The 24875-nt window shown below is 37.1% G+C and carries 28 protein-coding genes; 23 read left to right on the top strand and 5 right to left on the bottom strand.

What is annotated here, in order from left to right:
• Nucleotides 1–28 precede the first annotated feature (28 nt).
• Complete coding sequence (locus Q1R07_RS13505; protein ID WP_300491257.1) at nucleotides 29–592, top strand: 1-acyl-sn-glycerol-3-phosphate acyltransferase; 564 nt, start codon at nucleotides 29–31, stop codon at nucleotides 590–592.
• Nucleotides 593–894: 302 nt separating this feature from the next.
• Here the strand turns inward: Q1R07_RS13505 and Q1R07_RS13500 are convergent, their stop codons facing one another.
• On the bottom strand, nucleotides 895–1302 hold the full coding sequence (locus Q1R07_RS13500) for a helix-turn-helix transcriptional regulator (RefSeq protein WP_300491255.1): 408 nt from the start codon (nucleotides 1300–1302) through the stop codon (nucleotides 895–897).
• 291 nt (nucleotides 1303–1593) lie between these two features.
• Here Q1R07_RS13500 and Q1R07_RS13495 point away from each other — a divergent pair, with 291 nt between their 5' ends.
• From Q1R07_RS13495 to Q1R07_RS13485, 3 genes are all read left to right on the top strand, one after another.
• The gene (locus Q1R07_RS13495) at nucleotides 1594–2748 is read left to right on the top strand and encodes a M14 metallopeptidase family protein (protein WP_300491253.1); all 1155 of its coding nucleotides are present in this window, start codon (nucleotides 1594–1596) and stop codon (nucleotides 2746–2748) included.
• 81 nt (nucleotides 2749–2829) lie between these two features.
• Nucleotides 2830–3309 (top strand): winged helix-turn-helix transcriptional regulator, encoded by a 480-nt coding sequence (locus Q1R07_RS13490; RefSeq protein ID WP_136401578.1) that lies wholly within the window; start codon nucleotides 2830–2832, stop codon nucleotides 3307–3309.
• An 82-nt stretch (nucleotides 3310–3391) separates the two neighbouring features.
• Nucleotides 3392–3919 carry a DinB family protein gene (locus tag Q1R07_RS13485; protein WP_300491249.1) on the top strand — a complete coding sequence of 176 codons (528 nt, stop codon included), beginning with the start codon at nucleotides 3392–3394 and terminating at the stop codon, nucleotides 3917–3919.
• Nucleotides 3920–3955: 36 nt separating this feature from the next.
• On the opposite strand, the gene Q1R07_RS13480 is transcribed toward Q1R07_RS13485, so the two are convergent.
• The gene (locus Q1R07_RS13480; RefSeq protein WP_300491247.1) at nucleotides 3956–6055 is read right to left on the bottom strand and encodes an LTA synthase family protein; all 2100 of its coding nucleotides are present in this window, start codon (nucleotides 6053–6055) and stop codon (nucleotides 3956–3958) included.
• 110 nt (nucleotides 6056–6165) lie between these two features.
• Between Q1R07_RS13480 and Q1R07_RS13475 the strand changes: the two genes are divergently transcribed.
• The 17 genes from Q1R07_RS13475 (at nucleotide 6166) to Q1R07_RS13395 (ending at nucleotide 21501) form a co-directional block, all read left to right on the top strand.
• A complete protein-coding gene (locus tag Q1R07_RS13475; protein ID WP_300491245.1) occupies nucleotides 6166–7044 on the top strand; it encodes a diacylglycerol kinase family protein in 879 nt (292 codons plus the stop codon).
• Between the two features lie 252 nt (nucleotides 7045–7296).
• The gene (hisG, locus tag Q1R07_RS13470; protein ID WP_300491243.1) at nucleotides 7297–8154 is read left to right on the top strand and encodes an ATP phosphoribosyltransferase; all 858 of its coding nucleotides are present in this window, start codon (nucleotides 7297–7299) and stop codon (nucleotides 8152–8154) included.
• On the top strand, nucleotides 8151–9446 hold the full coding sequence (gene hisD / locus Q1R07_RS13465) for a histidinol dehydrogenase (protein WP_300491241.1): 1296 nt from the start codon (nucleotides 8151–8153) through the stop codon (nucleotides 9444–9446). The genes hisG and hisD overlap by 4 nt, the downstream gene beginning before the upstream one ends.
• A complete protein-coding gene (gene hisC, locus Q1R07_RS13460) occupies nucleotides 9433–10479 on the top strand; it encodes a histidinol-phosphate transaminase (protein ID WP_300491239.1) in 1047 nt (348 codons plus the stop codon). The genes hisD and hisC overlap by 14 nt, the downstream gene beginning before the upstream one ends.
• Nucleotides 10476–11612, top strand: a complete 1137-nt coding sequence (gene hisB / locus Q1R07_RS13455; protein WP_300491237.1) for a bifunctional histidinol-phosphatase/imidazoleglycerol-phosphate dehydratase HisB — start codon at nucleotides 10476–10478, stop codon at nucleotides 11610–11612. The genes hisC and hisB overlap by 4 nt, the downstream gene beginning before the upstream one ends.
• A gap of 1 nt (nucleotide 11613) precedes the next feature.
• Nucleotides 11614–12195, top strand: a complete 582-nt coding sequence (gene hisH / locus Q1R07_RS13450; RefSeq protein ID WP_300491235.1) for an imidazole glycerol phosphate synthase subunit HisH — start codon at nucleotides 11614–11616, stop codon at nucleotides 12193–12195.
• A gap of 2 nt (nucleotides 12196–12197) precedes the next feature.
• Entirely contained in the window at nucleotides 12198–12923 is a 726-nt protein-coding gene (gene hisA, locus Q1R07_RS13445) for a 1-(5-phosphoribosyl)-5-[(5-phosphoribosylamino)methylideneamino]imidazole-4-carboxamide isomerase (RefSeq protein WP_300491269.1), read from the top strand.
• Nucleotides 12920–13678 carry an imidazole glycerol phosphate synthase subunit HisF gene (gene hisF, locus Q1R07_RS13440; RefSeq protein WP_300491233.1) on the top strand — a complete coding sequence of 253 codons (759 nt, stop codon included), beginning with the start codon at nucleotides 12920–12922 and terminating at the stop codon, nucleotides 13676–13678. Before hisA ends, hisF begins: the two co-directional genes overlap by 4 nt.
• A gap of 2 nt (nucleotides 13679–13680) precedes the next feature.
• Nucleotides 13681–14277 (top strand): bifunctional phosphoribosyl-AMP cyclohydrolase/phosphoribosyl-ATP diphosphatase HisIE, encoded by a 597-nt coding sequence (gene hisIE / locus Q1R07_RS13435; protein WP_300491231.1) that lies wholly within the window; start codon nucleotides 13681–13683, stop codon nucleotides 14275–14277.
• Nucleotides 14278–14320: 43 nt separating this feature from the next.
• Entirely contained in the window at nucleotides 14321–14986 is a 666-nt protein-coding gene (locus Q1R07_RS13430; RefSeq protein WP_300491229.1) for a DUF2461 domain-containing protein, read from the top strand.
• Nucleotides 14987–15033: 47 nt separating this feature from the next.
• Nucleotides 15034–15795, top strand: coding sequence for an META domain-containing protein (locus Q1R07_RS13425; RefSeq protein WP_300491226.1), 762 nt, complete (start codon nucleotides 15034–15036; stop codon nucleotides 15793–15795).
• 148 nt (nucleotides 15796–15943) lie between these two features.
• A complete protein-coding gene (locus Q1R07_RS13420) occupies nucleotides 15944–16618 on the top strand; it encodes a response regulator transcription factor (protein ID WP_300491223.1) in 675 nt (224 codons plus the stop codon).
• 1 nt (nucleotide 16619) lies between these two features.
• Nucleotides 16620–17978, top strand: coding sequence for a HAMP domain-containing sensor histidine kinase (locus Q1R07_RS13415; protein WP_300491220.1), 1359 nt, complete (start codon nucleotides 16620–16622; stop codon nucleotides 17976–17978).
• Between the two features lie 112 nt (nucleotides 17979–18090).
• Complete coding sequence (locus Q1R07_RS13410; RefSeq protein ID WP_300491218.1) at nucleotides 18091–18816, top strand: hypothetical protein; 726 nt, start codon at nucleotides 18091–18093, stop codon at nucleotides 18814–18816.
• A 26-nt stretch (nucleotides 18817–18842) separates the two neighbouring features.
• A complete protein-coding gene (locus Q1R07_RS13405) occupies nucleotides 18843–19790 on the top strand; it encodes a bestrophin family ion channel (RefSeq protein ID WP_300491215.1) in 948 nt (315 codons plus the stop codon).
• A 175-nt stretch (nucleotides 19791–19965) separates the two neighbouring features.
• Nucleotides 19966–20640 (top strand): hypothetical protein, encoded by a 675-nt coding sequence (locus Q1R07_RS13400; protein ID WP_300491212.1) that lies wholly within the window; start codon nucleotides 19966–19968, stop codon nucleotides 20638–20640.
• Nucleotides 20641–20670: 30 nt separating this feature from the next.
• Nucleotides 20671–21501 carry a hypothetical protein gene (locus Q1R07_RS13395; RefSeq protein ID WP_300491209.1) on the top strand — a complete coding sequence of 277 codons (831 nt, stop codon included), beginning with the start codon at nucleotides 20671–20673 and terminating at the stop codon, nucleotides 21499–21501.
• 190 nt (nucleotides 21502–21691) lie between these two features.
• Here Q1R07_RS13395 and Q1R07_RS13390 read toward each other — a convergent pair whose 3' ends face one another.
• Together Q1R07_RS13390 and Q1R07_RS13385 are read right to left on the bottom strand one after the other, a co-directional pair.
• Nucleotides 21692–22087 carry a glyoxalase gene (locus Q1R07_RS13390; RefSeq protein ID WP_300491206.1) on the bottom strand — a complete coding sequence of 132 codons (396 nt, stop codon included), beginning with the start codon at nucleotides 22085–22087 and terminating at the stop codon, nucleotides 21692–21694.
• Between the two features lie 77 nt (nucleotides 22088–22164).
• Nucleotides 22165–23406: an OmpA family protein gene (locus Q1R07_RS13385; RefSeq protein ID WP_300491203.1), complete on the bottom strand. Its 1242-nt coding sequence runs from the start codon at nucleotides 23404–23406 to the stop codon at nucleotides 22165–22167.
• 250 nt (nucleotides 23407–23656) lie between these two features.
• Between Q1R07_RS13385 and Q1R07_RS13380 the strand changes: the two genes are divergently transcribed.
• Nucleotides 23657–24076 (top strand): NUDIX hydrolase, encoded by a 420-nt coding sequence (locus tag Q1R07_RS13380; protein ID WP_300491201.1) that lies wholly within the window; start codon nucleotides 23657–23659, stop codon nucleotides 24074–24076.
• Nucleotides 24073–24444: a hotdog domain-containing protein gene (locus Q1R07_RS13375; RefSeq protein WP_300491199.1), complete on the top strand. Its 372-nt coding sequence runs from the start codon at nucleotides 24073–24075 to the stop codon at nucleotides 24442–24444. Before Q1R07_RS13380 ends, Q1R07_RS13375 begins: the two co-directional genes overlap by 4 nt.
• Nucleotides 24445–24488: 44 nt before the next feature.
• On the opposite strand, the gene Q1R07_RS13370 is transcribed toward Q1R07_RS13375, so the two are convergent.
• Nucleotides 24489–24875 (bottom strand): hypothetical protein (locus tag Q1R07_RS13370; protein ID WP_300491196.1); only part of this gene is annotated, 387 nt, incomplete at its 5' end.

The following is a 24875-nucleotide window of genomic DNA, read 5'->3' as shown; positions in this document are numbered from 1 at the left end:
ATGCTATTTTTACAGCAAACTTTCTAAAATGAAACAAAATCTTTATCGTTTTATCTTCTTTAAGTGTATGGGCTGGTCGATTAACGGAACCATTGCTCCTGAAATCAAAAAATGTGTGATGATAGTAGTGCCACATACGAGTTGGCACGACTTTTACCTCGGTGTTTTTACACGTGGAATCATGAATCAGGAAATGAATTTTGTCGCCAAAAAAGAATTATTCGCGTTTCCATTTGGATTCTATTTCCGATGGATGGGTGGCGCACCATTAAACCGTCAGAAAAACGAAAATAAAGTCGATGCAATAGCAAAAGTTTTTGAAAACAAATCCGTTTTCCGACTTGCTATAGCGCCGGAAGGAACCCGAAAAAGAGTAACCGAATGGAAAACAGGCTTTTATTATATCGCTATAAAAGCAGGTGTACCTATAATTCCGATTGCTTTTGATTATGGCAAAAAAGAAGTAAAAATCGGAGCTCCTTTTTATCCGACAGGAAATCGGGACAGTGATTTTGAAATACTAGAACAAAATTATGTTGGCGTAACCGGGAAAATTCCGGAGTATAGCTTTGTGCCGAAAAAAAAATCGTAAAAAAATCAACTTTATTAAAACCATAAATACAACCTCTTCGTATATACCCTGAAATTAGGGTTTGTTTCGGTATTAATTCAGGCTTTTACCAGGCAAAAACTAATTTACATCTTTTCTGCCCGGAGTACGAAAACTGCAGTGGATAAACTGTATTTCCGGTTTTTGGGAGGAAACGTCAGGGAAAAATTGCTATGAATATAATGTTTAGGGACAATACAGTTTAGGGCAGGAAAGTTTGTTTTTATTTTAAAGTTTGTGGTTGGTTATATATCTCCGTTGTCTATTTATAGATAGCGGAGATTTTATTTTTGTATATATTCCTTAAAAGTCCCGTTTTTAAAAAAAATCACAATACGTTCTATTTCGTCGGTATCTTTTAGGGATAGATAAGGCTTTGGTTCCGAAATAGTTTTAACAGACTCTTCAATTTTAGTAAATAAATCGGATGGAGCAGTAGTAGGTACAGTTATATTATCTGACTCTTGTTTTGGGAATTCACCTTTACCGTTTAAAATCCAGTACAAATCCACTTCAGGATAATACGCGATTATTTTAAGTATAAAATCCAAACTTGGTTTGTTTCTACCGGAGAGCAGGTGAGACAAACTGGAGCGTTGTACGCCAATTGAATCTGCAAAAGCCGAAGCCGAAAGACCATAATACTCGAGTAGTATTTCCAGTCGTTTAATAAAGTCATCCGTGTTTACCATTGTAAAACAATTTTAAAATAGATTGATTACAAATGTAACAATTATTCATAAAGAATGTACTTTTACAATTGTAAACAATACTTATCTTATTATAAAAACACTTTAAGTAAAGTAATATAAGTAGTTGATATTTAAATATTAAAACATATTATTTAACAGCACTAAATATTAGATACTATTGTAAACTGTTGTTGTAAATGACGTGTTTACAGAGTTAAATTAGAAACTTTATTTTTTTGTTTACAGTTGTAATTTGATAGATGTTTACTTTTGTAAATAAAATAAATCACCGTGGAATTTAAAACCGTATTTCAACAGTTTAAAGAAAAGACACTTTCAGGACGCTACATTACTAATAGTAGTATAGAGCCACTTTTAAAACAACTCGGATCTGATTTTAAAATCAGTACTCCGGCTGTATCGGTTAAACAACAACCTATATATACTATTGAAGTAGGTCGTGGGGCTCATAAAATTTATATGTGGTCGCAAATGCATGGTAACGAATCGACCACAACAAAAGCTTTATTTGATTTTTTAAATCTTTTAAACAGTACACATCCTTTAGCGACTCAGTTAAAAGAGAATTTTAGCTTTATGATTGTTCCTATTGCGAATCCGGATGGTGCTACAGCCTATACCAGAGTTAACGCAAATGAAGTCGATCTAAACCGCGATGCTTTCCATTTAAGTCAGCCGGAAAGTCAATTACTACGCGCCTTATATGACAGCTTTAAACCTGACTTTTGCTTTAATTTACACGATCAGCGTACCATTTTCGGAGCCGGAAATACCGGAAAGCCCGCTACGGTTTCTTTTTTGGCGCCTGCCTATAATGAAGAAAGAGAAATCAATTCGGTACGGGAACAGGCCATTGGCATTATTGTTGCTATGAATGCCACGTTACAAGAGTATATTCCGGGACAAATAGGGCGGTTTGACGATTCGTTTAATATAAATTGTATTGGTGATCGCTTTCAGTCATTAGGAACGTCAACTATTCTTTTTGAGGCGGGGCATTTTCCTGACGATTATGAAAGAGAGGTAACGCGGGAATATATTTTTATAGCTTATTTAGTTGCAATGACAACTATTTCAAAAAGCGAACATGTTAACAATAAAACGGCTGAATATTTCGAGATTCCTCAAAATATGATTGTCTTTTTTGATTTTATTTATAAAAATATCAAAATTGATGCTGCCGATAACCAAAAAATTACTAATTTCGCAGCCCAATATAAAGAAATCCTCGAAAATGATAAAATTGTGTTCGAGGCGTATATTGCAGAAACAGGGACATTATCGGATTATTATGGTCACACCGAATACGATTTCAAAAATGAAAGCATTCGGAATTCAAATGGAGCCATACCGATGATTAATGACAAAGCTGATTTTTTAGTAGCAAATGAACAGAAAATTGTTAATGGTTTGCTAAAAAAATGATAATTCAGTAATTATACTGAAGAATTAGTGTTAATTTGTCGTAGATTTGCATTTTGAATATAAATTGATAAATATAACTTTATGAGTAAGTTTCGTTTGGATGAAGTAGATCATCAAATTTTAGACATGTTGATTGATAATACGCGAGTACCTTTTACCGATATTGCTAAAAAATTGCTGATCTCTGCTGGTACCGTTCACGTACGAGTAAAAAAAATGGAAGATGCAGGAATTATTCAAGGGTCTTCGTTAACACTGGATTACGAGAAATTAGGATATTCTTTTATCGCTTACGTTGGGGTTTTCCTTCACAATACTTCTCAAACCAAATTTGTATTAGAACGTATTAATGAAATTCCTTTTGTTACCGTAGCACACGTTACTACTGGTAAATTCAATATTTTCTGTAAAATCAGAGCTAAAGATACCAAACATGCTAAAGAAGTTATCTTTATGATTGATGATATCGATGGTGTTTACAGAACCGAAACAATGATTTCATTGGAAGAAAGCATTAACGACAAAAAACGTCTGATGCACACTATCTTTAAAGATATGTAATATTTGACTATATTTTAAGAAACCCTCAGCTAATCCTGAGGGTTTTTCTTTTTACATTTACACCAACCATAAAACAGAACCAATGAAACCTACCGAATTAGATCCGTCTGAGTACGCACCCTATTACCAAACCTATATAAATGCACTGGATCCGGCGATCGATCTTATAGATGAACTGGAAATTAGTCTTTACAGTACCATTCGGTTTATTCAGGATATTCCAATGGATAAATTCGATTATCGCTATGCAGAAGGAAAGTGGACCATTAAGGAAATTATCCAGCATATTATCGATACGGAACGAATATTTGCCTACCGTGCTTTGCGTTTCTCCCGTAATGACGCTACAGAATTACCGGGATTTGACGAAAATAGTTTCGCCGATGTGGTAAATCCGGTGGCTAATAAACGTCATTTAAAGGATTTATTAACGGAATTGACAATTGTACGTCAGGGAACGATTACGTTATTTAAAAGTTATACTCCAGAAGATTTATTAAAATCGGGGATTGCCTCTAATAACCGAATGTCGGTTCGGGCCTTAGGGTTTATGATCATCGGACACCAAAATCATCATGTCCGCGTATATCAGGAACGTTATTTATCATAATAGAAAGAGCCACGCTAAGCGTGGCTCTTTTAGTATTTAGTTGTTGTTATACAATTGCTGCTGGAGATAGTAGGAGGCTACTTGGTAATAGGCGATACTTTCCTGTGTTAATTCCTTACGTTCCGTACTAAGCGGTTGTTGCTCGAAAAATAAAGGTATGGCCTTACTTCCTTGGGCTACCGGTTGTAATTGAAGGGAAAACTGTTTTACTTTTCGCACCGGTGACAATATGGTTAACGTATTGTCTTTTATAAAGCCAAGATCCTGATAGGTAGCAATCAAAGCACGTGGATGGTATCCGCTTTGAAGCACATCCTGTCCGAAGAATTTACTTTTGTAATTAAAGTTAAGAATTCCCATTAAGGTTGGCATCAAGTCAATTTGAGACATTAATATGTTATTCTGACCCGGTGTAATAAAACCAGGCGCATAAATCATCGCCGGGATATGGTATTTATCAAGCGGAAGTTCTGTTTTCCCGGCACTCGAAGCACAATGATCGGCTACAATCACAAAAACAGTATTGTTAAACCACGGTTGTTTTTGTGCTGCTTCAAAAAACTTCCGAAGGGAATAATCAGTATATTTTACACCACCTTCACGTTGTTTGGAATCCGATGGGATATCGATTTTATTATCCGGATACGTAAAAGGTCGGTGGTTACTCACCGTCATAATATGATTGAAAAACGGTTTGCCCTCTTTGGCTTCGTCATTCATAACCTTGATGGCTTTGGTATACATATCTTCATCACAAACACCCCAAATGTTTTGGAAAGTAATTTCCTGAGACGTAAAAGTGGTTTTATCGACGATATCATAATTATTACCTCCAAAAAAGTCCCTCATATTATCAAAATAGGCGTCACCTCCATACATATATTTTACATTATATCCTTTTTGCTGGAAGATATGACCTGTAGAGAATTTATTTTTGTTGTCTTTTCGCTTTACAACACTTTCACCGGCTGTAGGAGGTAAGGATAGCGTTACGGCTTCCAATCCGCGAACGGTACGGTTTCCGGTGGCATATAAATTGGTAAAGAAAAGACTTTGTTCGGCCAATGAATCCAGGAAAGGCGTAATGTTTTGTTCGTTGCCATAGGCTTTCATAAATTCGGCACTAAGGCTTTCTACAGTGATAAGAACTACGTTTTTATGTGTCTCAGGTCCTTTTCCGGTTATTTGTCGTTCCATCGTATTTCCGGTTAATTCCGGAATTTGTTTGCGCAATAAGGCAAAAGCTTCCTCTTTTGGGACATTATTATAGAATTTAAAATAATCCAGTTCACTGTTTTTAAACGCCAGAAAGAAACGATAGCTACCATTGGCTTCCAGTTCGTTGGCAAAAACATTCTGAGAATCTTCCAGTCGGGCCAATGCCGGAATTGCGGTTATTGAAAGGCCGAATAATACGACATAGCCAATCGTTATAACAATTTTTTCTTTAAAGGTTGGTAGGTGGTTCAGATAGTTTCGGGATCTTTTTACCACAAACCAGGTAACCAGTACGGCAACAATTCCAATTCCCGTAAAAAGCGGAACTACCGGATAGGATTCCATAATGTTTCCGATTACAGTGTTGGTATAAACCAGATAATCAACCGCTATAAAGTTATAACGGACACCAAATTCGTTCCAAAAGAAGAATTCGCTGATCGTATTTTGTAGTATACATAAAACAAAAATGAATATCGTAATGGAGTATAAGGCCAATCGGATTTTAGAACGGTATTTTGGCAAAAATAACAACGCTCCAAACAGCACCGTTTTTAGCGCCACAAAACTGATTCCGATTTCAGGAAGTACGCCACCGTATTCGTTTAAAATAGTATTTCCAAAACTAACATAAACCAGTAATGCGACTAAACATCCAAAAATAATATATCCCCAGGGTTTGTAAAACTTTGAATCTGAAAGGAAAACGAGATAAAGCCATAATAAAGCCCCAATGATTACAAAAACAAAGAAATCTGAGATTAATCCGATTCCAAATATTTTTACGATCTCAAAAAAGCTAAAACTGGCTTGTGTTATCGGGTGAAAAATCAAGACTATTCTTAAAATAATACTTGCTATAATGTAAAATAACAATAAATTGTAAAAAGGAGTTAGCTTTTTAAGATAGGAAATCATAATATAGTTTTTAGCAAAAATATAAAAAAAGCCGTACGATATTGAATTTTAAAAAAGTTGCACTGAAAATTCCATACTTTTGCACGAATAATTCACTATCGGTAATTTTAATGAAATACATCCACTTTATTGTTAACCCTATTTCAGGAAAAGGAAAACACAAGATTGCGAAACAGGATTTAGAACAATTCTTCCCTTTAGAAGACTATAAGTTAGTTGTTGAATATTCGGAATATAAAAAACATGCGATTACACTAACCCGTGATGCGGTGGCTAAAAACCCGGATATCATAGTGGCGTGTGGTGGTGATGGAACAATTCATGAAGTGGCTTCCGGATTGGTTAATACCGATATTATACTAGGAATTCTACCGGTGGGATCGGGGAATGGTCTTGCTTCCAATCTGAATATTGCTAAAGATTTTAAAAAAGCGATCGAGACCATAAAAAACGGACAGCCTTCAGCTATTGATGTCGGTATGGTAAACGGGCATTATTTTTTTAGTAATATGGGAATTGGTATCGATGCCAAAATTATTCAAAAATATGAGGGTATGCCAACACGTAATCTGTCGTCTTATGTAAAGGCTTCACTATTGGCTGCGGCAAATTATAAGCCGCATAAAGCCATTGTTGCATGTAATGGTAAAACATTCGAAACCAATCCGATGTTATTTTTTATTTCCAATTCGAACGAAATGGGATATAATATGAGTTTAACACCAAAAGCAAGTCTTCAGGATGGTTGGTTGGACTTATTGGTCGTCCCGAAATTAAATATTCTGGAGCAAATGTATTTTGGAGCATTGGTATTATTAAACAAAACCGAACGTTTTAAAAAAGCCAGTCATCAGCTTATAAAAGAAGTGAATGTGGAAATCTCCGATCAAGATACAATACCGATGCAATTGGATGGTGAATACTACCAGTTTAATGAAAACAAATTCAAAATCAACATATTACAGAATTCACTTCGGGTAATTGTCTAGTTTTTTAAGAACATTCAATGAAAAATAAAACAAAAGCTTGTTTTTTTGTTTTATTTGTCAGTACATTTGTAAAATACAAAAAAGAAAATGTTTAGCAATCAATTACATCATCATCATTATTCCTCCGCTCAAGCGAAGTTATAATGAATGATATGTATATAACATATATTTTTTTAACCCGTTTGAGTACATCAAACGGGTTTTTCTTTTTTACTTCTTCGTTGTTGTGCTCAAACTTATTCCTGTTTTTTTATGAGTACTTTAAAAATTGCCCTTCAAAAATCGGGCAGACTAAGCGAAGATAGTCTTAGCTTACTAAAAAAATGTGGTCTTTCCATCGAAAGCGGAAATGGCCAGTTAAAAGCAAGAGTCGCAAATTTCCCTCTGGAAATCCTTTTTTTGCGAAATTCCGATATTCCGCAATATCTTATGGATGGTGTCGCCGATCTTGCAATCATTGGACAAAACCTATTATTCGAAAAAGGATTCCCCATTGAAACGCTAATGCCATTAGGTTTTTCGAAATGCCGGGTTGCTGTAGCCGTTCCGGAGGCGTTTCCTTTTATTTCAATTAATGATCTTAACGGATTACGGATTGCAACAACTTATCCGGAAACTACCAGTCGTTACTTTAAATCTCAAAATACTGCGATCGAATTACACCAGATTTCGGGTTCCGTTGAGATAGCGCCAAATATTGGACTGGCCGATGCGATTGTGGATATTGTTTCTTCCGGGGATACACTGGCTAGAAATAATTTAAAAGAAGTAGCGGTAATCCTTGAAAGTGAAGCTGTTTTGGCCGTTTCTCCTAATGTAAAACCGGAAAACAAAGTGATTATGGATCGTTTTCTGTTTCGGCTACAGTCGGTTTTAAGGGCTTCTCAATCCAAATACTTACTGATGAATGTTCCGAATGACAAAATAGAAGAAATCAGTAAGTTATTACCCGTTTTAAAAAGTGCTACGATTGTTCCGCTAAGTCTCGAAGGATGGAGTAGTCTCCAGACGGTTATTAGTGAAACAGCATTTTGGGACGTCATTGATAAACTTAAGGCCAATGGTGCTCAGGATATACTGATTTGTCCAATCGAAAAAATTGCATTATGAAAATAATTGAACGTCCAACGCGAAACACCTGGTCAGAATTGATAAAGCGTCCTGTACAAAACTATGATTCAATTGAAGCTACGGTAAAACTGATTTTTAAGGAAGTAGCTGTAAAAGGGGATGCCGCTGTACATAAATATACCGATCTTTTTGATGGGGCGGTATTAGAAAACTTGCGTGTCACGGAAGCAGAAATTCAGGAGGCAATAGAATTGGTTTCGACCGATTTGAAAGCAGCCATTGAGCTTGCTAAAAGTAATATTAAGCGTTTTCATGAAAAACAAAGAACAATACCGATTAGTCTTGAGACTGTACCGGGAGTCATGTGCTGGTTCGAAAAAATGCCCATTCAGAAAGTAGGTTTGTATATTCCGGGCGGAACAGCTCCGTTATTTTCAACAGTATTAATGTTGGCTATTCCGGCTCAATTGGCCGGTTGTAATGAAATTGTGCTTTGTTCACCACCGGATCAATCGGGTAAAATCAATCCGGCGATTCTCTATGCAGCGCATATTTGTGGTGTTACGACGATTATAAAAGCAGGAGGAATTCAGGCAATTGCCGCAATGGCATTGGGCACGGAAACCATCCCTAAAGTTTATAAAATCTTCGGCCCGGGAAATCAGTTTGTAACCTGTGCCAAACAGGTCGCAACGCAATTTGGAACAGCTATAGATATGCCGGCCGGACCATCGGAGTTACTTATTTTTGCCGATGAAACTGCAAAGGCTGCTTTTGTTGCGGCCGATTTATTAAGTCAGGCGGAACACGGAAAAGACAGTCAGGTGGTTTTGGTTTCGAATAGTAAAAATTTACTGCAAAAAGTCATCCGGGAAATACCGCGCCAGTTAGCCGATTTACCCAGAAAAGAAATTGCGTCGGAAGCCATCCGGAACGCACGGTTTATCTATATGGAAACCGAAACCGAAGCATTGGATTTTATAAACGAATATGCGCCGGAGCACTTTATGATTTGTTCCGCTGATGAAGCTTTCTTTATTAAAGGAATTCAAAATGCAGGATCGGTTTTTGTAGGGAATTATTCTCCTGAAAGTGCAGGCGATTACGCTTCCGGAACAAACCATACCTTACCAACCAATGGTTTTGCCCGGAATTATAGCGGGATTACTTTGGATAGTTTTCAGAAAACGATCAGCTTTCAAAAGTTATCACCGGAAGGTATTCAGGCTATCGGACAAAGCATTGAAGTTATGGCCGCGGCCGAAGGTCTTGAAGCGCATAAAAATGCCATTACCATCCGATTAAAAGAGTTGCAGTATGAAAACAGTTGATCTAAATAAACTGGTTCGGAATACGATTTTAAAAATGAAACCGTATACCTCGGCCAGAGATGAATTTAATGATGCTGACAAGGGGATAATTTTTCTCGATGCCAATGAAAGTCCGTTTGAAAATGGATGGAATCGCTATCCGGATTCAAAACAATCGACGGTAAAAAAGAAGATCGGGATTATAAAAGATATATCAGAAAATCGGATTACGTTAGGAAATGGAAGCGACGAAATACTGGATCTGATTTTCAGAGTCTTTTGCGAACCGGGAAAAGACAATATAATTAGTTTGCCGCCAACCTATGGAATGTATTCGGTATTGGCTGATTTGAACGGAATTGAAAACCGGGAAGTGTTGTTAACTACCGATTTTCAACCGGATATTACTCCGATTCTGGAGCAAGTTGACAAACATACAAAGCTACTGTTCCTTTGTTCTCCGAATAATCCGACCGGGAATCTATTGTCAGAAGAAAGCATACGGACACTTTTAGATCGTTTTAACGGAATTGTGGTTTTGGATGAAGCCTATATCGATTTTACAACGCAGGAAAGTTGGATTCGGAAAGGAATCGCTTTTGACAATCTGATTGTCATTCAAACGCTTTCCAAAGCCTATGGAATGGCAGGCATCCGACTGGGAATGGCTTTTGCTTCACCCGAAATTACAGCGCTTTTACACAAAATAAAACCGCCGTATAACATCGGTACCTTACAACAGGAAAAAGTGGCGCAAATAAATAATATAGAAAAAGAAACAGCTTTAATTCAAAACGAAAAAGAAGTATTAATTAAAGTTTTACTTCAAATAAATTTTATAACGAAAATATATCCGTCGGACGCCAATTTTTTATTAATCCGGGTTGACGATGCCGACAAAAGGTACCGACAATTATTGGAAAACGGTATTGTGGTTCGAAACCGAAACAGCTACCCATTATGTGATAATTGTTTGCGGATTACAATTGGTACTCCCGACGAAAACAGAATTTTGACACAAGTTATATTAAAAATTCAGGAAACAGCATTATGAAAAAGGTACTTTTTATAGATCGCGATGGAACACTGGTAAAAGAACCGAAGGATTACAAAGTGGATTCTTTCGAAAAACTGGAGTTTTACCCGGAAGTGTTTCGCTATTTAGGAAAAATAGCATCCGAATTTAATTTTGAACTGGTGATGGTTACCAATCAGGACGGGTTGGGAACTGCGGAGTATCCGGAATCGGTGTTTAATCCGATACAGGATTTTATTGTCAAAAGTTTTAAAAACGAGTCCGTTGTCTTTGATGCGATTTATATCGACCGAAGTTTTCCGGAAGCGAATAGTCCAAATCGAAAACCGCGTACGGGAATGTTACAAAACTATTTGAACGATCCGGAATATGATTTAAAGCATTCTTTTGTTATTGGAGATCGTTTTACCGATGTCGAATTGGCTAAAAATCTGGGTTGTAAAGCCATTTTTATCAACGAAGATGAAAATCTGGGTACAGCAGAGCTTTCGTTCGAAAAAAGCGAACTGTACGACACGATTGTATTAAAAACCGTTGACTGGAAGTCGATTTATGATTTTTTAAAACTACCACAGCGCAGCGCAACGATAACCCGTAAAACAGAAGAAACCGAGATAACGGTAAAAGTAAACATCGACGGTTCGGGACAAAGTTCAATTGCAACCGGAATTGCTTTTTTCGACCATATGTTAGATCAATTGGCGCGTCACGGACAATTGGATCTGGAAATTAATGCAATTGGCGACCTCGAAGTAGACGAACACCACACTATTGAAGACACGGCAATTACACTCGGAATGGCTTTCGCAGCGGCTTTGCCAAACAAACAAGGAATCGAACGTTACGGTTTTACGCTTCCAATGGACGACTGTCTGGCACAGGTTGCTATTGATTTTGGCGGTCGGAATTGGTTGGTATGGGAAGCTGATTTTAAAAGGGAATATATCGGGCAAATGCCAACGGAGATGTTTTTTCATTTTTTTAAATCGTTTACCGATGCAGCACGGGTAAACCTAAACATTAAAGCCGAAGGCAACAACGAACATCATAAAATTGAAGCCATTTTTAAAGCCTTTGCAAAAGCGATTAAAATGGCCTTAAAACGAGATCCGGATAAGATGATTCTACCATCAACTAAAGCATTTTTATAAGATGAAAATAGCAATTATCGATTATGGTGCAGGAAATGTGCAAAGTGTTTTATTTGCCTTAAAGCGACTGGGCTATGCCGCTACGATTACAACCGATCCAGGACTGATCCGATCGGCCGATAAAGTCATTTTTCCGGGTGTTGGTGAAGCGTCGACTGCAATGACCCGGCTAAAAGCAACAAAACTCGATCGGGTTATTCCGGCATTACAACAACCCGTATTGGGTATTTGCCTGGGAATGCAATTGTTGTGCAGGTATACGGAAGAAGGAAATACAAACGGACTGGGAATTTTTGATACCGATGTGGTTCGTTTTTCAAACCGGGCTAAAGTCCCACAGATCGGATGGAATACCGTTGCAAATTGTAAATCCGATTTGTTTCGCGGAATAACCGGAGAGCCGTATCTGTATTTTGTGCATAGTTATTATGTTCCGCTAATTCCGGAATGTATCGCTACAACCGGTTACGATACCACTTTTAGCTCAGCGATACAAAAAGAGAATTTTTACGGCGTTCAGTTTCACCCGGAAAAAAGCGGGGAAGTTGGCGCGCAAGTACTCACCAATTTTTTAAACGTATGAAAATGAGAATTATTCCGGCACTGGATATTATCGACGGAAAATGTGTCCGCTTGTTAAACGGAGATTATCAAAAAATGACGGTTTATAGCGATGATCCGCTGGAAATGGCCAAACGATTTGAAGCCCACGGTATACAATACCTGCATTTGGTCGATCTGGATGGCGCCAAATCCAACCGGATAATCAACTATAAAGTATTGGAAAAGATAGCCGTAAAAACCAACCTTATCATTGATTTCGGCGGTGGTATCAAATCGGACGATGATTTACGAATCGCTTTTAATAGCGGTGCTTCACAGATTACCGGCGGTAGTATCGCGGTTAAAGATCCGGAGCGGTTTTCCGGTTGGATACGCGATTATGGAAGTTCCAAAATTATTTTGGGAGCCGATGTTAAAGAGTCAACAGTGGCTATTTCCGGTTGGCTGGAAGAAAGCGATCAGATGATCATTCCGTTTTTAGCGGATTACGTCAAAAAAGGAATTGAATATGTGATCTGCACCGATATTAATCGCGACGGAACTTTAGGAGGACCTGCTATCGGTTTATATTCCGAATTAGTAGCAACCTTTCCGGAGATCAAACTAATTGCTTCGGGTGGAATTTCAGATATCGAAGCGCTGTTACAACTCGACGAATTAGGTTGTAATGCAGCCATTATTGGTAAAGCGATTTACGAAAATAGAATATCCTTACAGGAATTAGAAAAATTACTATTGCAAAAATGATAACAAAACGAATAATCCCCTGTTTGGACATTCAGAACGGAAGAACCGTAAAAGGCGTTCAGTTTAAAGGACTAACCGATGCCGGCGATCCGGTGGAACTGGCTTATAAATATGCCCGCGATGGAGCGGATGAATTGGTCTTTCTGGATATCACGGCAACTGAAGAAAAAAGAAAAACTTTATTTACAATGGTTCGTGATGTGGCGGCGGCAATCAATATTCCGTTTACGGTTGGCGGTGGAGTAGGTACTGTATCGGATGTCGAGCAGTTGTTGCAAAATGGCGCGGACAAGGTTGCGATAAATTCGGCCGCACTTAAAAATCCGGGATTGGTAACCGAATTGGCCAAGCGTTTTGGTTGTCAGTGTATCGTGATGGCTATTGATGCGAAGCTTGTTGGCGATCGATGGAAGGTTTTTCGAATGGGAGGAAAGCTCGAAACCGAATGGGAACTCTTAGACTGGGCAAAGCAAATCACCGAAAACGGAGCCGGGGAAATCCTTTTTACAGCTATTGATCATGACGGAAGGAAACAGGGTTTTGCCAATACGATGTTAGCAGAACTAAATCAAACGGTAAACGTTCCCATAATTGCGTCGGGTGGTGCCGGCAAAATAGCCGATTTTATAGCTGTTTTTAACGACGGTAAAGCCGATGCAGCACTGGCAGCAAGTGTGTTTCACTACGACACGATTCCAATTCCCGTATTAAAACAAGTATTAAAACAACAGGACATTCCTATAAGAATCGTATAATTATGAAACCGAACTTTTTAAAATCAAAAAACGGTTTGCTTCCGGTCGTCGTTCAGGATGCAAATACTAAAACAGTGCTAATGCTGGGTTATATGAATGAAAGTGCCTATACCGCCACGCTGGAAACCGGAAAGGTGACCTTTTTTAGCCGTAGTCGCAATGCGATATGGGTAAAAGGAGAAAAAAGCGGGAATTTTTTACATCTTGTAAGTCTTACAACCGATTGCGATAACGATACGATTTTGGTTCGTGTACATCCGGAAGGCCCGGTTTGTCATAAAGGAACGGATACCTGTTGGGGCGAATCCAACCAATCGGATTATGGCTTTTTGTCTGAATTGGAACAATGTATCCGGAATCGCAAAGAAGAACCGCTGGAAAATAGCTATATCAGTCAATTATGGAAAAAAGGAATTAATAAAATAGCACAAAAAGTAGGTGAGGAAGCGGTAGAAATGGTTATTGAAGCCAAGGATTCGGATGCCGATTTATTTTTAAACGAAAGTGCCGATCTGCTTTTTCATTATCTGATATTGTTGCAGGCAAAAGGATTTCAGTTACAGGATGTTGTCGAAATTCTTAAAAAAAGGAGCGCTTAATTGTAAACCGACAATCAAAAAAATCGTACTTTTAAAAGAAAAAATGATCACAAAAGCGGAACTCGATATTCTTATCGCACTACGAAACAATAATAATCGGGAATGGTTTACCGAACATAAAAAAGAATTTCAGCAACACGAAAAAAAAGCAAAAGCATTTTTTCAGGAAATCTATGACGAATTGGGGAAACAGGACAGTCTCGAAAAAATGCAGATTTTCAGAATCTACCGGGACGTTCGTTTTTCAAAAGACAAATCGCCCTATAAAAATCATTTTAGTGTCGGTTTTACCCGAACCAAACCGTTGTTACGCGGTGGTTATTATTTGCATATCGAACCGGGAGCTAGTTTTGTAGGCGGTGGTTTTTGGGATCCGAATGCCGAAGATCTAAACCGAATTCGAAAGGAGTTTGAAATGGACGATGAAGAAATCAGAAGTATTATTTCGGATCCGACTTTTAAAAGTTTTTTTGGAACCCTGGAAGGCGAGGAGTTAAAAACAGCTCCAAAAGGATTCGACAAAACGCATCCGGCCATTGATCTGATCCGCAAAAAACAATACCTGATTTCCAGAAGTTTTACCGACAAGGAAGTAACAAGTCCCGAATTTAAAAAAGAAGTATTGGCTACTTTTCAGGCAATGCGTCCGTTTTTTGATTATATGAGTGAAGTCTTGTCAACAAACCTAAACGGTGAGCCATTGTATTAATCTGGTATGGTTTCTGCATCGTATTGATTCGTATAAAAATAGAGAACATGAAAAAAATCGGAATTTTAATGCTACTTGCTATAGTATGTGCTTGTAACAGTACGAAAACCAATGAAAACGGAACGCCAAAGGAAACGGTTTCCGCAAATCCCGACCTGGTTTATTTTAAAGCCATCGGAACGGAACCATTTTGGGGTGTGGAAATAAGCAACAGTCAGATTAAATATACCACACCGGAAGATCCGGAAGGAATCCTGTTTCCGGCTGTGAAACCGGTTCGCGTAATGGATGCGAACATCAAAACCTACCAAAGTAAATCGAAAGCCGGAGAAATAAAAATTACGATTGCCTACGGAAAATGCTCCGATGGGATGTCGGATATGGATCACGATTATTCCGTAACGGTTGCTTTGAAAAAAGCAGGAGAAAAAGAATTTAAAGACCTTAGAGGTTGCGGAAACTATATTGTAGATTACAGACTACACGACATTTGGGTGTTGGAAGAAATGGAAGGTAAAAAAATAGAAGATTCCGATTTTAACAAACGACCTTCTATGGAAATCAAAGCTAAGGAAGCTACCTTTGGCGGAGTTGCCGGATGCAACCGTATGTTTGGAAAATTGTTTTCGGAACGCGAATTGTTGCGCTTTACCGATGTTGGTCTTACCCGAATGGCTTGCGATAAGATGGCAAACGAAGCTAAATTTGTAAAAGCACTGGAAAGCAGCACGGCTTACGAAATAAAAAATAACAGGTTATATCTGTCAAATCCCGATGGTTTAAAACTTGTTTTTAAAAAAGTAGATTAATCCTAACTAGCTATTAGTAAGCAATATTAAGTCTTTATTTTAAATTAACACTTTAATATAAAGACTTTTTCTTTTTTAATAAAAGAGAATCGGGTTTAACGAATCCTTATGATTTTAATTTCTATTTTTGTAAAAACGCTCCCGTACTATGAAATTATTAATCGTTGAAGACGAGCCCAATCTACTTTCGGCTTTACGGAAAGGACTTTCCGAAAAAAACCACGACGTAAGTGCGGCATTAGACGGAACAACAGCTCTTGAAATGATTCAGTATACCCAATTCGATGTGATCGTATTGGACGTTATGCTACCCGATATTAACGGAATTGAAATTTGCCGCCGTTTACGCGCTGCCGGAAATTTTGTTCCGATACTCATGCTTACGGCACTTAGCAGCAGCGATAATATTGTACACGGATTAAATGCCGGTGCCGACGATTATCTGACAAAACCGTTCCAGTTTTCCGAACTCGAAGCCCGGGTAAATGCATTGGCCAGAAGAGCGGGACAAGACCAGAAACCGGCCGAAAAAATAACAATCGACGATCTTGAAATTGATATCCGTACAAAAATGGTAAAGCGAAACGGAGAAACCATTGTACTTACAGCAAAAGAATTTAATTTACTCTATTATCTGGCAAAAAATTCCGGGATAATCCTTTCCCGGGCAAAAATTCTGGACAATGTCTGGAATATCAATTTTGATATGAATACCAATGTTGTGGATGTCTATATCAATTATTTGCGAAAAAAGATTGATCATCCATACGAACACAAATTAATCCATACCATAAAAGGATTAGGGTATGTTATAAAGGAATAATATGCAGATCAAAAAGAAAATAACCGTCACCTATATTGCACTATCCGGATTTAGCACCCTTTTGCTATGTACGGTCGTGTTTTTCCTATTCCGCCAAAATAATCAGTATTATTTTAGAAAACGACTGGAAGACCGGGCCAAAATTGTTGCATCCATTCATTATCAACAGGATCCTATTAAGGCAAAATACTATCAGGAGCTCAAAAACAATGGAATGGAAGAGCTTAAAGAGGAAAAGGAGTATGTCTTAAAAATAAACAGCGCCAGTTCGTTCGAATACAATACCGAATTGCATTTACCGCCGGAATTTTATGCTTCGGTTATGAAATACAATTCCGGATGGATCGAAGAAAATGAAGTTTACTATTATGGACAGGTTTTTAATGAAGCCGGCACCAATTATATGGTGATCATTTCAGCAAAAGATTTACGCGGTAGCGATAGTACACTATTCATTACGCGAATCTTATTATTATGCGGTTTAGGATTTATTATCCTGGCGTATTTTTTCGGGCGTTTTTTGGCTTTACGGGTAATCAATCCGGTGTCGCGTATTACCAGTGAAGTAAAGCGCATCAGTGCTTCGAATTTACATAATCGTTTACCCGAAGTGAACGATTCGGATGAAATTGCCGATCTGACGAAGACCTTTAACGATATGTTGGATCGTTTGGAAACCTCTTTTGAAATCCAGGCCAATTTTATCAACAATGCCTCTCACGAACTCAAAACACCGATCGCGACCATTATGGCCGAAGCCGAGGTAACGCTGTTAAAAGATCGGAATATTCAGGAATATACAACCACGTTGGACAATATTCATAAACAAGCCTCTCGTTTGAGTAATCTGACCGAAAGTTTATTAAAACTGACGCAAACCGGTTACGATGGTAAAAAGCAGGTTCAGGATATTGTTCGCATCGACGATTTGCTATTGGATGTAAAAAGTGATCTGGATAAAATTTATCCGGGTAACCGTGTGAGCATCAATATGAGTGATATTCCGGAAGAAGATTCGCTATTGGTTTTACCGTGTAACAAACCGCTTTTAGAACTTGCTATCGGAAATATCATCACCAATGGTGTTAAATATTCCGATAATGAAGAAGTATTTGTAAACCTTACGGCCAATAAAGAACAATTAAAAATTATAATCTCGGATATCGGAATCGGAATCCCACCGGAAGATATTCCGTATTTATACGAACCGTTTTTCCGCGGTAAAAAAGCATCCCGTTATGTGGGTTATGGCCTCGGACTTCCGCTGGCCATGAAGATTATCCGTATGCATAACGGTGAATTATCCATACAATCGGAAGCCGATAAAGGTACTATCGTAACCATTATTTTTAAGCATTAAGCCTACATTAGAATTTCTAATGTCAATTTTTAGAATATTCTAATTTTAATTTAATTCCCTTCTCATCCCGGTGTAGTTGTTTTGCTGATATAAATCATAAACAATTACACCGATGCATAACATACTCATTCCAACCGCATTTGAAGCCGATACACTTTACGCAGTAAAAACGGCTGTACAACACGCTGACACTAAAAATTGCACCATCGTTTTAGTGACAATCAGTGATTTACCGGATACTTTGTTTTCGCCTTTATCGGCACTTCGCAGCATGTCGCCCGAAATGACAGAGGCACAATATGCTCTTGTAGACGAATGCCGCGCTATTGTTAAAGAAACAGCCAATTGCACTTTAACCGTGCGCCATCAGTTTGGTATTTCGGCACCTTTATTAAAAAATCTGTTAAACCATCTTGAAATCGGATTGGTTATCCTATCACAACGTTACCGATCGGAAACCAATATATTCCAACGTCATTTTTTAAAATTACTGGGGAATTGTAAAAGTCCGATTCTACACTTGGGACAACATTCGGAAGAGCATCATTTTAATAACGCCTTGTATCTGGAGCGTGTTGCAAATGGAATAGGAGTACAGGAATTACAACGAATTGTGAGCGAACGATTTACCTTTAAAATCGTAAGTCAGGCATCGGTATTTGAAGAACGTCCGGAGGAAATCACACCGTTTTTATCGGAAACAATCTCAAAAAACAATATCGATTTATTGGTAGAAACCCGAAAACCGGAAAAAACACGGCTAAAAAAGAACATAGCCATACCGGTTCATCAAAACTTGGGCCTACCGGTACTTTCCTTACATGAGGAAACCGTCTGATTGTTTAATCTAAAAATTAAAAAAATATGCTACTAAAAAAAAGAGTACCACTTAAATATGTTTTGGGGAAAATTAAGCTGGAGTTGGTATTAATCGTACTCTACTGTATTGCTTTTGAAGTATTTCACCATACGTTTCAAACCGTTCCAACCAAAATTCCAATTGCGGTACCGTCTATCATCGGTACCATTATCTCGCTACTATTGGCTTTTAAATCCAATCAGGCCTACGACAGATGGTGGGAAGCCCGAATTGTATGGGGAGCAATCGTAAACGATTCCCGTTCGTTACTGCGACAGGTAATCGGATTTTATAAAGATCCGGATTTTTCGACTCAGGCAAACGATTTTAAAGAGCGTTTTGCCAAACGACAAGCGGCCTGGTGTTATAGTTTAAGTCAGTCGTTACGAGGAAAAGATCCTATAAAACTGATTCAGTCGTTGTTAACGGAAGAAGAACTACGTTTTGTTAAAAAACACAAGCACGTTCCAAACGCCATTTTGATGTTACACGTAAAAGAATTGCGTAAGGCAAACGACGAAGGTAAAATTAACGTCTATCAGCAAGTGGAAATCGACAATACCTTAACGCGTTTGTGTGATTCGATGGGGAAATGTGAGCGTATTAAAAATACGATTTTCCCAACGACCTATAGTTTATACATCCGTTTTACGTTGTTTTTATTCCTGATCTTATTACCATTCGGATTAACCGATTTTCTGGGATGGTTCCGTATACCATTGGTAACAACTATCGGTGCGGCTTTCTTTTTAATTGAAAAAATGGCGATCCATTTACAGGATCCGTTCGAAAACCGACCAACCGATACGCCAATGAATCTTATCTCCAGCAACATTGAAAAAAACCTCTTGCAGATGGTTTACGAGTATCGAAACGAATTCGAGTCAGAGGAGCCGAAATCCGTAGATATCTCGCATATACAGCCGGTTAAGGATACTTACTTCGTGTTGTAATTTAAAAGGACAGTGAAAACTGTCCTTTTTTTATTCTATTAATTCAGGTATTTATATACCTAAATGTATCAATCCAGTTTGTCTTTTTTTCCCTTTAAATCGTCTTTAAAATTTAGTCTAAACTATAAGAAAAATTTTATACTTTGGCATTGGATAATAAAATTCAAATTTAACCATGGATAAATTCAAATTTCGTGAATTATTAAAACCATTAATAGAAGCTCAACTTCAAAAGACTATAAAATATACAGGAGGTGGATGGAGTATGACCAAAAAATCATTTTTTAACAAATATAAAAACCTGTTATTAAATACAATGGAAGGTTTTTATAGTTATACTAATGGCTATTCTTATAATTGGGAGGGTGTTATTCCAACAAGAACCGAAGGACAAAAAACAAGTGAACGTGGAATAATAAACATACTTCCGCTAGATGAATTATTTCAAAAACATAGTGTTATTGAACTTGAAGAAGGTCACGGATATTATATAAAAGGCGAAGATTCCTTTTTAAAAACAGGGCAGTTTATTCCTGTAGATACTGTTGAAGATATTTGTGCCGGAGTTTTCAGTAAAGAAAATGAAGATGAGATTATTTATTTTCATGACTTTGGAATTGGCTTTTATCCCTTAAAAATAAACTTTGAAGGATATGTAAAGCTTGCTTTTGCAACAAGAGGCTATATGATGTGGCACTATGTAATTGTATATCTCGAATATGGGAAAAACGACTCAGCCTTGTATGGAAAGTCCAGATATGATGCTTTTGTAGAAGATATGCCTTTACTTTTTCCTGATTTTAAGATGGAGGAGTTTATAGAATTATATGAATCCTTAAAAATTAAATAAAGATATATTTTATTTTATAAAACAAATCATATGATCATAATTGAAAAACTGAATAACTTTATTAAAGAGCTGGATAATAATAGCTTACAAGTAAATGAAAATAATAGTGAAGAAGTAATAAAAAATGCTGGATTTTTAAGTCAAAGAATACTAACAAGAGCTAAAGATTGGATTAAAGTTGAAATTCCTGAAGAAGATTATCAGTACAATTCTATAAGTGCTTTAACCTTAGATTGGTCTTCAACAACGAATGAATCAGACGAAGAATATCTTTGGGGAGGTTTTAAAATTTTAGGTCTTTTTGAATCATTAGGATACCCTTCTCATTTTTGGGATAATTATAATAACGACAGCCGTTTTTGGAAAAACAACCCTCAACCTGAAGCCGAAGTGATCTGGCAAAACTTTTTACCTAAACTTAATTATTTTCATAAGTCAGGTCATGGGGATGATGGTACATATGGCTGTATATTGAGAGAAGAGGGTGTTTATCCTTGTCCCATTTATTTTTTTGATTCCGGTATTTGGTTTAAAATGGATATGAATCTAGAAGAATATTATGATACCATGATTGCTTGCAAGGCTGTTTACTATTGGCAGTATTTTTATATTGACACACAGGAAATTGTAAAAAAGTTAGGAAACTATAAACCTGTTTATGTAGAATACGGATCAAAATATTTACAAGGACCTCACCCTTTTAGTGATAAATTTAAAGAGGGGACATTTACGTATTCTGCAGAGGGTGTTTTACACCAGATGAGGAATATTATTAAACGTTTTCCTAAATTATTTCCAGATGTAGACTTAACTTATTTTAAAGAAAAATATGAGTCTTTAGAAAAAGCATTAAATTCATAAGATATAATTAATATGGAGCTTAGAAAAGTATTTAAAGATAAATAAATCTAGCATTTATATAAAGCTATATACGAAACTTCTACAAAGTTACCTTTTTTAAAATATATTGCTAAAAAAAGGACCGCGATAACACGATCCTTTTATTGTAATAAACGTAGCTAATAAAAAGCTATTGTTTGTATAATTCGTATTAATCCAGTTCCAATAACTGCACCTGACTTTTCAGGCGTTCGATAAGCACATTCATCATTCTTTTGTTTAGATTGGATGAATTTTTGATATATTCCTGATATTCTTCTACCGTAAAAAGGCCAATGATCATTCCTTTTAACGAGTTTCGGAACTTAATATCCCGTTGGATTACATTCTCGATATAGGCCATCTTTTTTTCGGGTGTGAGCGAAAAGAAAACATTTTTCTGTTTTACAGCATAATTCAGGAAAACCTGAATAAAAAGTTCGTTTTGCAGCCGCAGGATCGGACGCAGGATTTTGTTTTGAAAAATTTCTTCGGACGAAGACTGATCCGTGATCATTCCCAAGGCTTCGCCTCTGAGATCGATCAGAAAGGTGTCGCGATTTTCCATTTTTTATTTTAAAGTTATAAAAAAACCGCTGTAGGATTACAGCGGTTCTTTATAAGTTATGAATAAGATATTGTTAATTACTTGATTTTAAAAGTAACTCTTCTTACCAATTGTCGTGCGGCTTTCGAATCTTTAGCTACCGAACTATCCACACCGTTTCCGATAATGTTTAATCGGGAAGCATCAATTCCGGATTTAACCAAAACATTTTTAACGTTTTCAGCACGTTTCTGAGATAAGTTTTTGTTGTAATCCGTATTTCCGATTTCATCGGCATATCCGATTACATCAGCTGTAGCACCTGGATGCGCTTTTAGATATTTTACTAAGAAATCCATTCCGCTAACCGAATTAGAAGCCGGTTGCGATTGGTTAAAGTCAAAGTACACATTTACATATCCTTGGTTGATCATTTCTTTTAGCGTTTCTCCGCTTAAAGACGATCCTTTGCTGCTTGCACCATAGTTGCGCTCTAAATAGCTTTCTAATTCATCCGGTATTCCGTTATTGTTTCTGTCAACAGCACGTCCTTTTGTATCCACTGCTACACCTGGAATAGTATTGGCTTCTGCATCCAGATAATCCGGCACACCGTCTTTATCTGAATCGTTCATTAAGGTTTCCAAATCACCAATTCGTTTTTCTAATTCCGCTAATCGATCCACCTTGTCTTCTGCATAATACCAGTCGGCATGTCTTTCGTTTTTACCTAAATATATAGACAAACCAACGGTTGCATTATATAAGGTACCGTTAAAACCTCTGTCTTCCGGAGCTACAGCACCATCGAAAGTATTGTTTTGACGTACATTGTTGATCATGGAAAAATCGGCATTTAAAGCAACACGTTCCGATAATTTAATTTGTCCGGTAAGACCAATAATATGGTTTAGCATATTGTCGACTCCATCAAAGCGATCGTTTTTCATAAAAGCGTATCCGATACCGGTATGCGCTTGTAAGTTTAAGTGTTGTGTCCATTCTTCGAAATTAAGCACACGTCCCAGGTTGACCACACCTTGTAAAGTTGTTCTATAATACTGTCCATCGAAAGAAGCACTTTTAGAATCATTGTCAAACTGATCGTAACCTACATCGACTTTCAAACCGAATTTGGTGTTGAACATATAACGTACACCTAAATCAGCATGGAAAAGGTTGTAATTTTTTGCATAATAACCGCTCGTAAATGGGGCAGTAGGCTTGCTGATTCCTCCGTTGATGTCGATTGACCATTTGTTAAAGACTGGTTTTTCCTGAGCCATAGCTGTTCCGAAAGCCAGTACCGTTACAAATAAGGGAAGCATAATTCTTTTCATATTCACTTTACTTTTTTTAAATTCCAACAGTATACTATTGGCTATTTGTATTGATTTGGGCAAAGATAATGAGAATCGAACGTGATTAAAGTAACAATTAATTAACTTTGTCTTTAGAATCAAGGCTTCCGGCTTGTTTATATTTAAAGAAAGGATTGATTTTCTAAAAACTTTTTCACAGTAGTGAACTAAAGCTGCATATTTATAACAAAAAAATACTGAAAATTTCGAGATACATAATTCGTACTTTATGAGAAAATCTAACATTTTTTTAACAGTTGATGCCGTCATTGCCAAAAAAACACTGTCTGATTATAGCATTCTTTTAATAAAACGGGCGAATGAGCCTTTTAAAAATGATTGGGCATTACCTGGTGGATTTGTCGATCAGGATGAAGACTTAATGGATGCCGCTATACGAGAACTTTTTGAAGAAACAACTATTAAAATCGATCACTTAGAGCAAATCGGAGCCTTTGGAAAGCCATTTCGTGACCCTCGAAGTCATGTCGTTTCTATTGCTTATTTTGGAATTGTTCCGGAGAACACGGTAGCTGTTGCGGCCGATGATGCCAAAGAAGCCGCATGGTTTCCAATAAAAGAACTTCCCAAATTAGCATTTGACCACCAAGAAATAGTAACTTTGGCACTGCAAAAATTTATATCATGATTTATCAGACAAGAAAATGGGTTAAACCAGAAGACCTTAATGCAAACGGTACGCTTTTCGGAGGAAAACTGTTATCCTGGATTGACGAGGAAGCGGCTCTATTTGCAATCATTCAATTAAAAAACAACAAGATCGTTACCAAATTTATGTCGGAAATCAACTTTATGAGCTCCGCCAGACAGGGTGATATTATCGAAATCGGGATTGACCTGGTAAAATTTGGGCGTACTTCTATTGTTATGAAATGTGAAGTTCGCAATGTCATGACCAAAGATGTGATCATTACTGTTGACGCTATTACGATGGTAAATCTTGACAGTTTTGGCCGTCCGGCATCGCATGGAAAAACAGAAGTAGAGATTATATAACATATATGTTCCGACAGTCTTTACTGTGCTGTCGGAATTTTTATTTAGTCCATTAAACGATTCGTTTTTTCATCGCCTATTTTAGAAGGCAATTGTTTTAGAATCATAATCGTATAGTAGATAATAAAAACGGCAAAAACGATTATAATTCCATTAACAACAAGGTGATTAAAAAAGATAGTTCCTGTTTTATAAAAGTAGAATAACATGGTAATTCCCAAATATTCCAATAAAACGACAGGTACGGCATAGAATAGCAATTTTTGTTCTTTTGAAATGGTACTCTTTTTTACGATACGTCCAAAAAAAATCGGACATAAACTTAAATTTAAAAAAACGAATACCACTTTTATTCCGGGATATCGGAAATCATTCGCATTGGAATGCATAAAAAAAACACAGCTTATCAGAAATGATAGAATCAATAGGAG

It is taken from the genome of Flavobacterium sp. (assembly GCF_030146175.1).
Classification (GTDB): domain Bacteria; phylum Bacteroidota; class Bacteroidia; order Flavobacteriales; family Flavobacteriaceae; genus Flavobacterium.
The sequence above is the reverse complement of the archived record's forward strand: the minus strand, read 5'-3'. Positions and strand labels throughout refer to the sequence as shown.

What these genes read in the sequence shown, in the direction of transcription:
- Q1R07_RS13395 (WP_300491209.1), top strand. Translation starts at nt 20,671, where the DNA reads ATGATCATAATTGAAAAACTGAATAACTTTATTAAAGAGCTGGATAAT.
- hisB (WP_300491237.1), top strand. Translation starts at nt 10,476, where the DNA reads ATGAAAAAGGTACTTTTTATAGATCGCGATGGAACACTGGTAAAAGAA.
- hisIE (WP_300491231.1), top strand. Translation starts at nt 13,681, where the DNA reads ATGAAACCGAACTTTTTAAAATCAAAAAACGGTTTGCTTCCGGTCGTC.
- Q1R07_RS13385 (WP_300491203.1), bottom strand. Translation starts at nt 23,406, where the DNA reads ATGAAAAGAATTATGCTTCCCTTATTTGTAACGGTACTGGCTTTCGGA.
- Q1R07_RS13405 (WP_300491215.1), top strand. Translation starts at nt 18,843, where the DNA reads ATGCTACTAAAAAAAAGAGTACCACTTAAATATGTTTTGGGGAAAATT.
- hisD (WP_300491241.1), top strand. Translation starts at nt 8,151, where the DNA reads ATGAAAATAATTGAACGTCCAACGCGAAACACCTGGTCAGAATTGATA.
- Q1R07_RS13390 (WP_300491206.1), bottom strand. Translation starts at nt 22,087, where the DNA reads ATGGAAAATCGCGACACCTTTCTGATCGATCTCAGAGGCGAAGCCTTG.
- Q1R07_RS13375 (WP_300491199.1), top strand. Translation starts at nt 24,073, where the DNA reads ATGATTTATCAGACAAGAAAATGGGTTAAACCAGAAGACCTTAATGCA.
- hisH (WP_300491235.1), top strand. Translation starts at nt 11,614, where the DNA reads ATGAAAATAGCAATTATCGATTATGGTGCAGGAAATGTGCAAAGTGTT.
- Q1R07_RS13430 (WP_300491229.1), top strand. Translation starts at nt 14,321, where the DNA reads ATGATCACAAAAGCGGAACTCGATATTCTTATCGCACTACGAAACAAT.
- Q1R07_RS13425 (WP_300491226.1), top strand. Translation starts at nt 15,034, where the DNA reads ATGAAAAAAATCGGAATTTTAATGCTACTTGCTATAGTATGTGCTTGT.
- Q1R07_RS13400 (WP_300491212.1), top strand. Translation starts at nt 19,966, where the DNA reads ATGGATAAATTCAAATTTCGTGAATTATTAAAACCATTAATAGAAGCT.
- Q1R07_RS13490 (WP_136401578.1), top strand. Translation starts at nt 2,830, where the DNA reads ATGAGTAAGTTTCGTTTGGATGAAGTAGATCATCAAATTTTAGACATG.
- Q1R07_RS13475 (WP_300491245.1), top strand. Translation starts at nt 6,166, where the DNA reads ATGAAATACATCCACTTTATTGTTAACCCTATTTCAGGAAAAGGAAAA.
- Q1R07_RS13380 (WP_300491201.1), top strand. Translation starts at nt 23,657, where the DNA reads ATGAGAAAATCTAACATTTTTTTAACAGTTGATGCCGTCATTGCCAAA.
- Q1R07_RS13480 (WP_300491247.1), bottom strand. Translation starts at nt 6,055, where the DNA reads ATGATTTCCTATCTTAAAAAGCTAACTCCTTTTTACAATTTATTGTTA.
- hisA (WP_300491269.1), top strand. Translation starts at nt 12,198, where the DNA reads ATGAGAATTATTCCGGCACTGGATATTATCGACGGAAAATGTGTCCGC.
- Q1R07_RS13485 (WP_300491249.1), top strand. Translation starts at nt 3,392, where the DNA reads ATGAAACCTACCGAATTAGATCCGTCTGAGTACGCACCCTATTACCAA.
- Q1R07_RS13420 (WP_300491223.1), top strand. Translation starts at nt 15,944, where the DNA reads ATGAAATTATTAATCGTTGAAGACGAGCCCAATCTACTTTCGGCTTTA.
- hisC (WP_300491239.1), top strand. Translation starts at nt 9,433, where the DNA reads ATGAAAACAGTTGATCTAAATAAACTGGTTCGGAATACGATTTTAAAA.
- Q1R07_RS13410 (WP_300491218.1), top strand. Translation starts at nt 18,091, where the DNA reads ATGCATAACATACTCATTCCAACCGCATTTGAAGCCGATACACTTTAC.
- Q1R07_RS13505 (WP_300491257.1), top strand. Translation starts at nt 29, where the DNA reads ATGAAACAAAATCTTTATCGTTTTATCTTCTTTAAGTGTATGGGCTGG.
- Q1R07_RS13415 (WP_300491220.1), top strand. Translation starts at nt 16,620, where the DNA reads ATGCAGATCAAAAAGAAAATAACCGTCACCTATATTGCACTATCCGGA.
- hisF (WP_300491233.1), top strand. Translation starts at nt 12,920, where the DNA reads ATGATAACAAAACGAATAATCCCCTGTTTGGACATTCAGAACGGAAGA.
- hisG (WP_300491243.1), top strand. Translation starts at nt 7,297, where the DNA reads ATGAGTACTTTAAAAATTGCCCTTCAAAAATCGGGCAGACTAAGCGAA.
- Q1R07_RS13500 (WP_300491255.1), bottom strand. Translation starts at nt 1,302, where the DNA reads ATGGTAAACACGGATGACTTTATTAAACGACTGGAAATACTACTCGAG.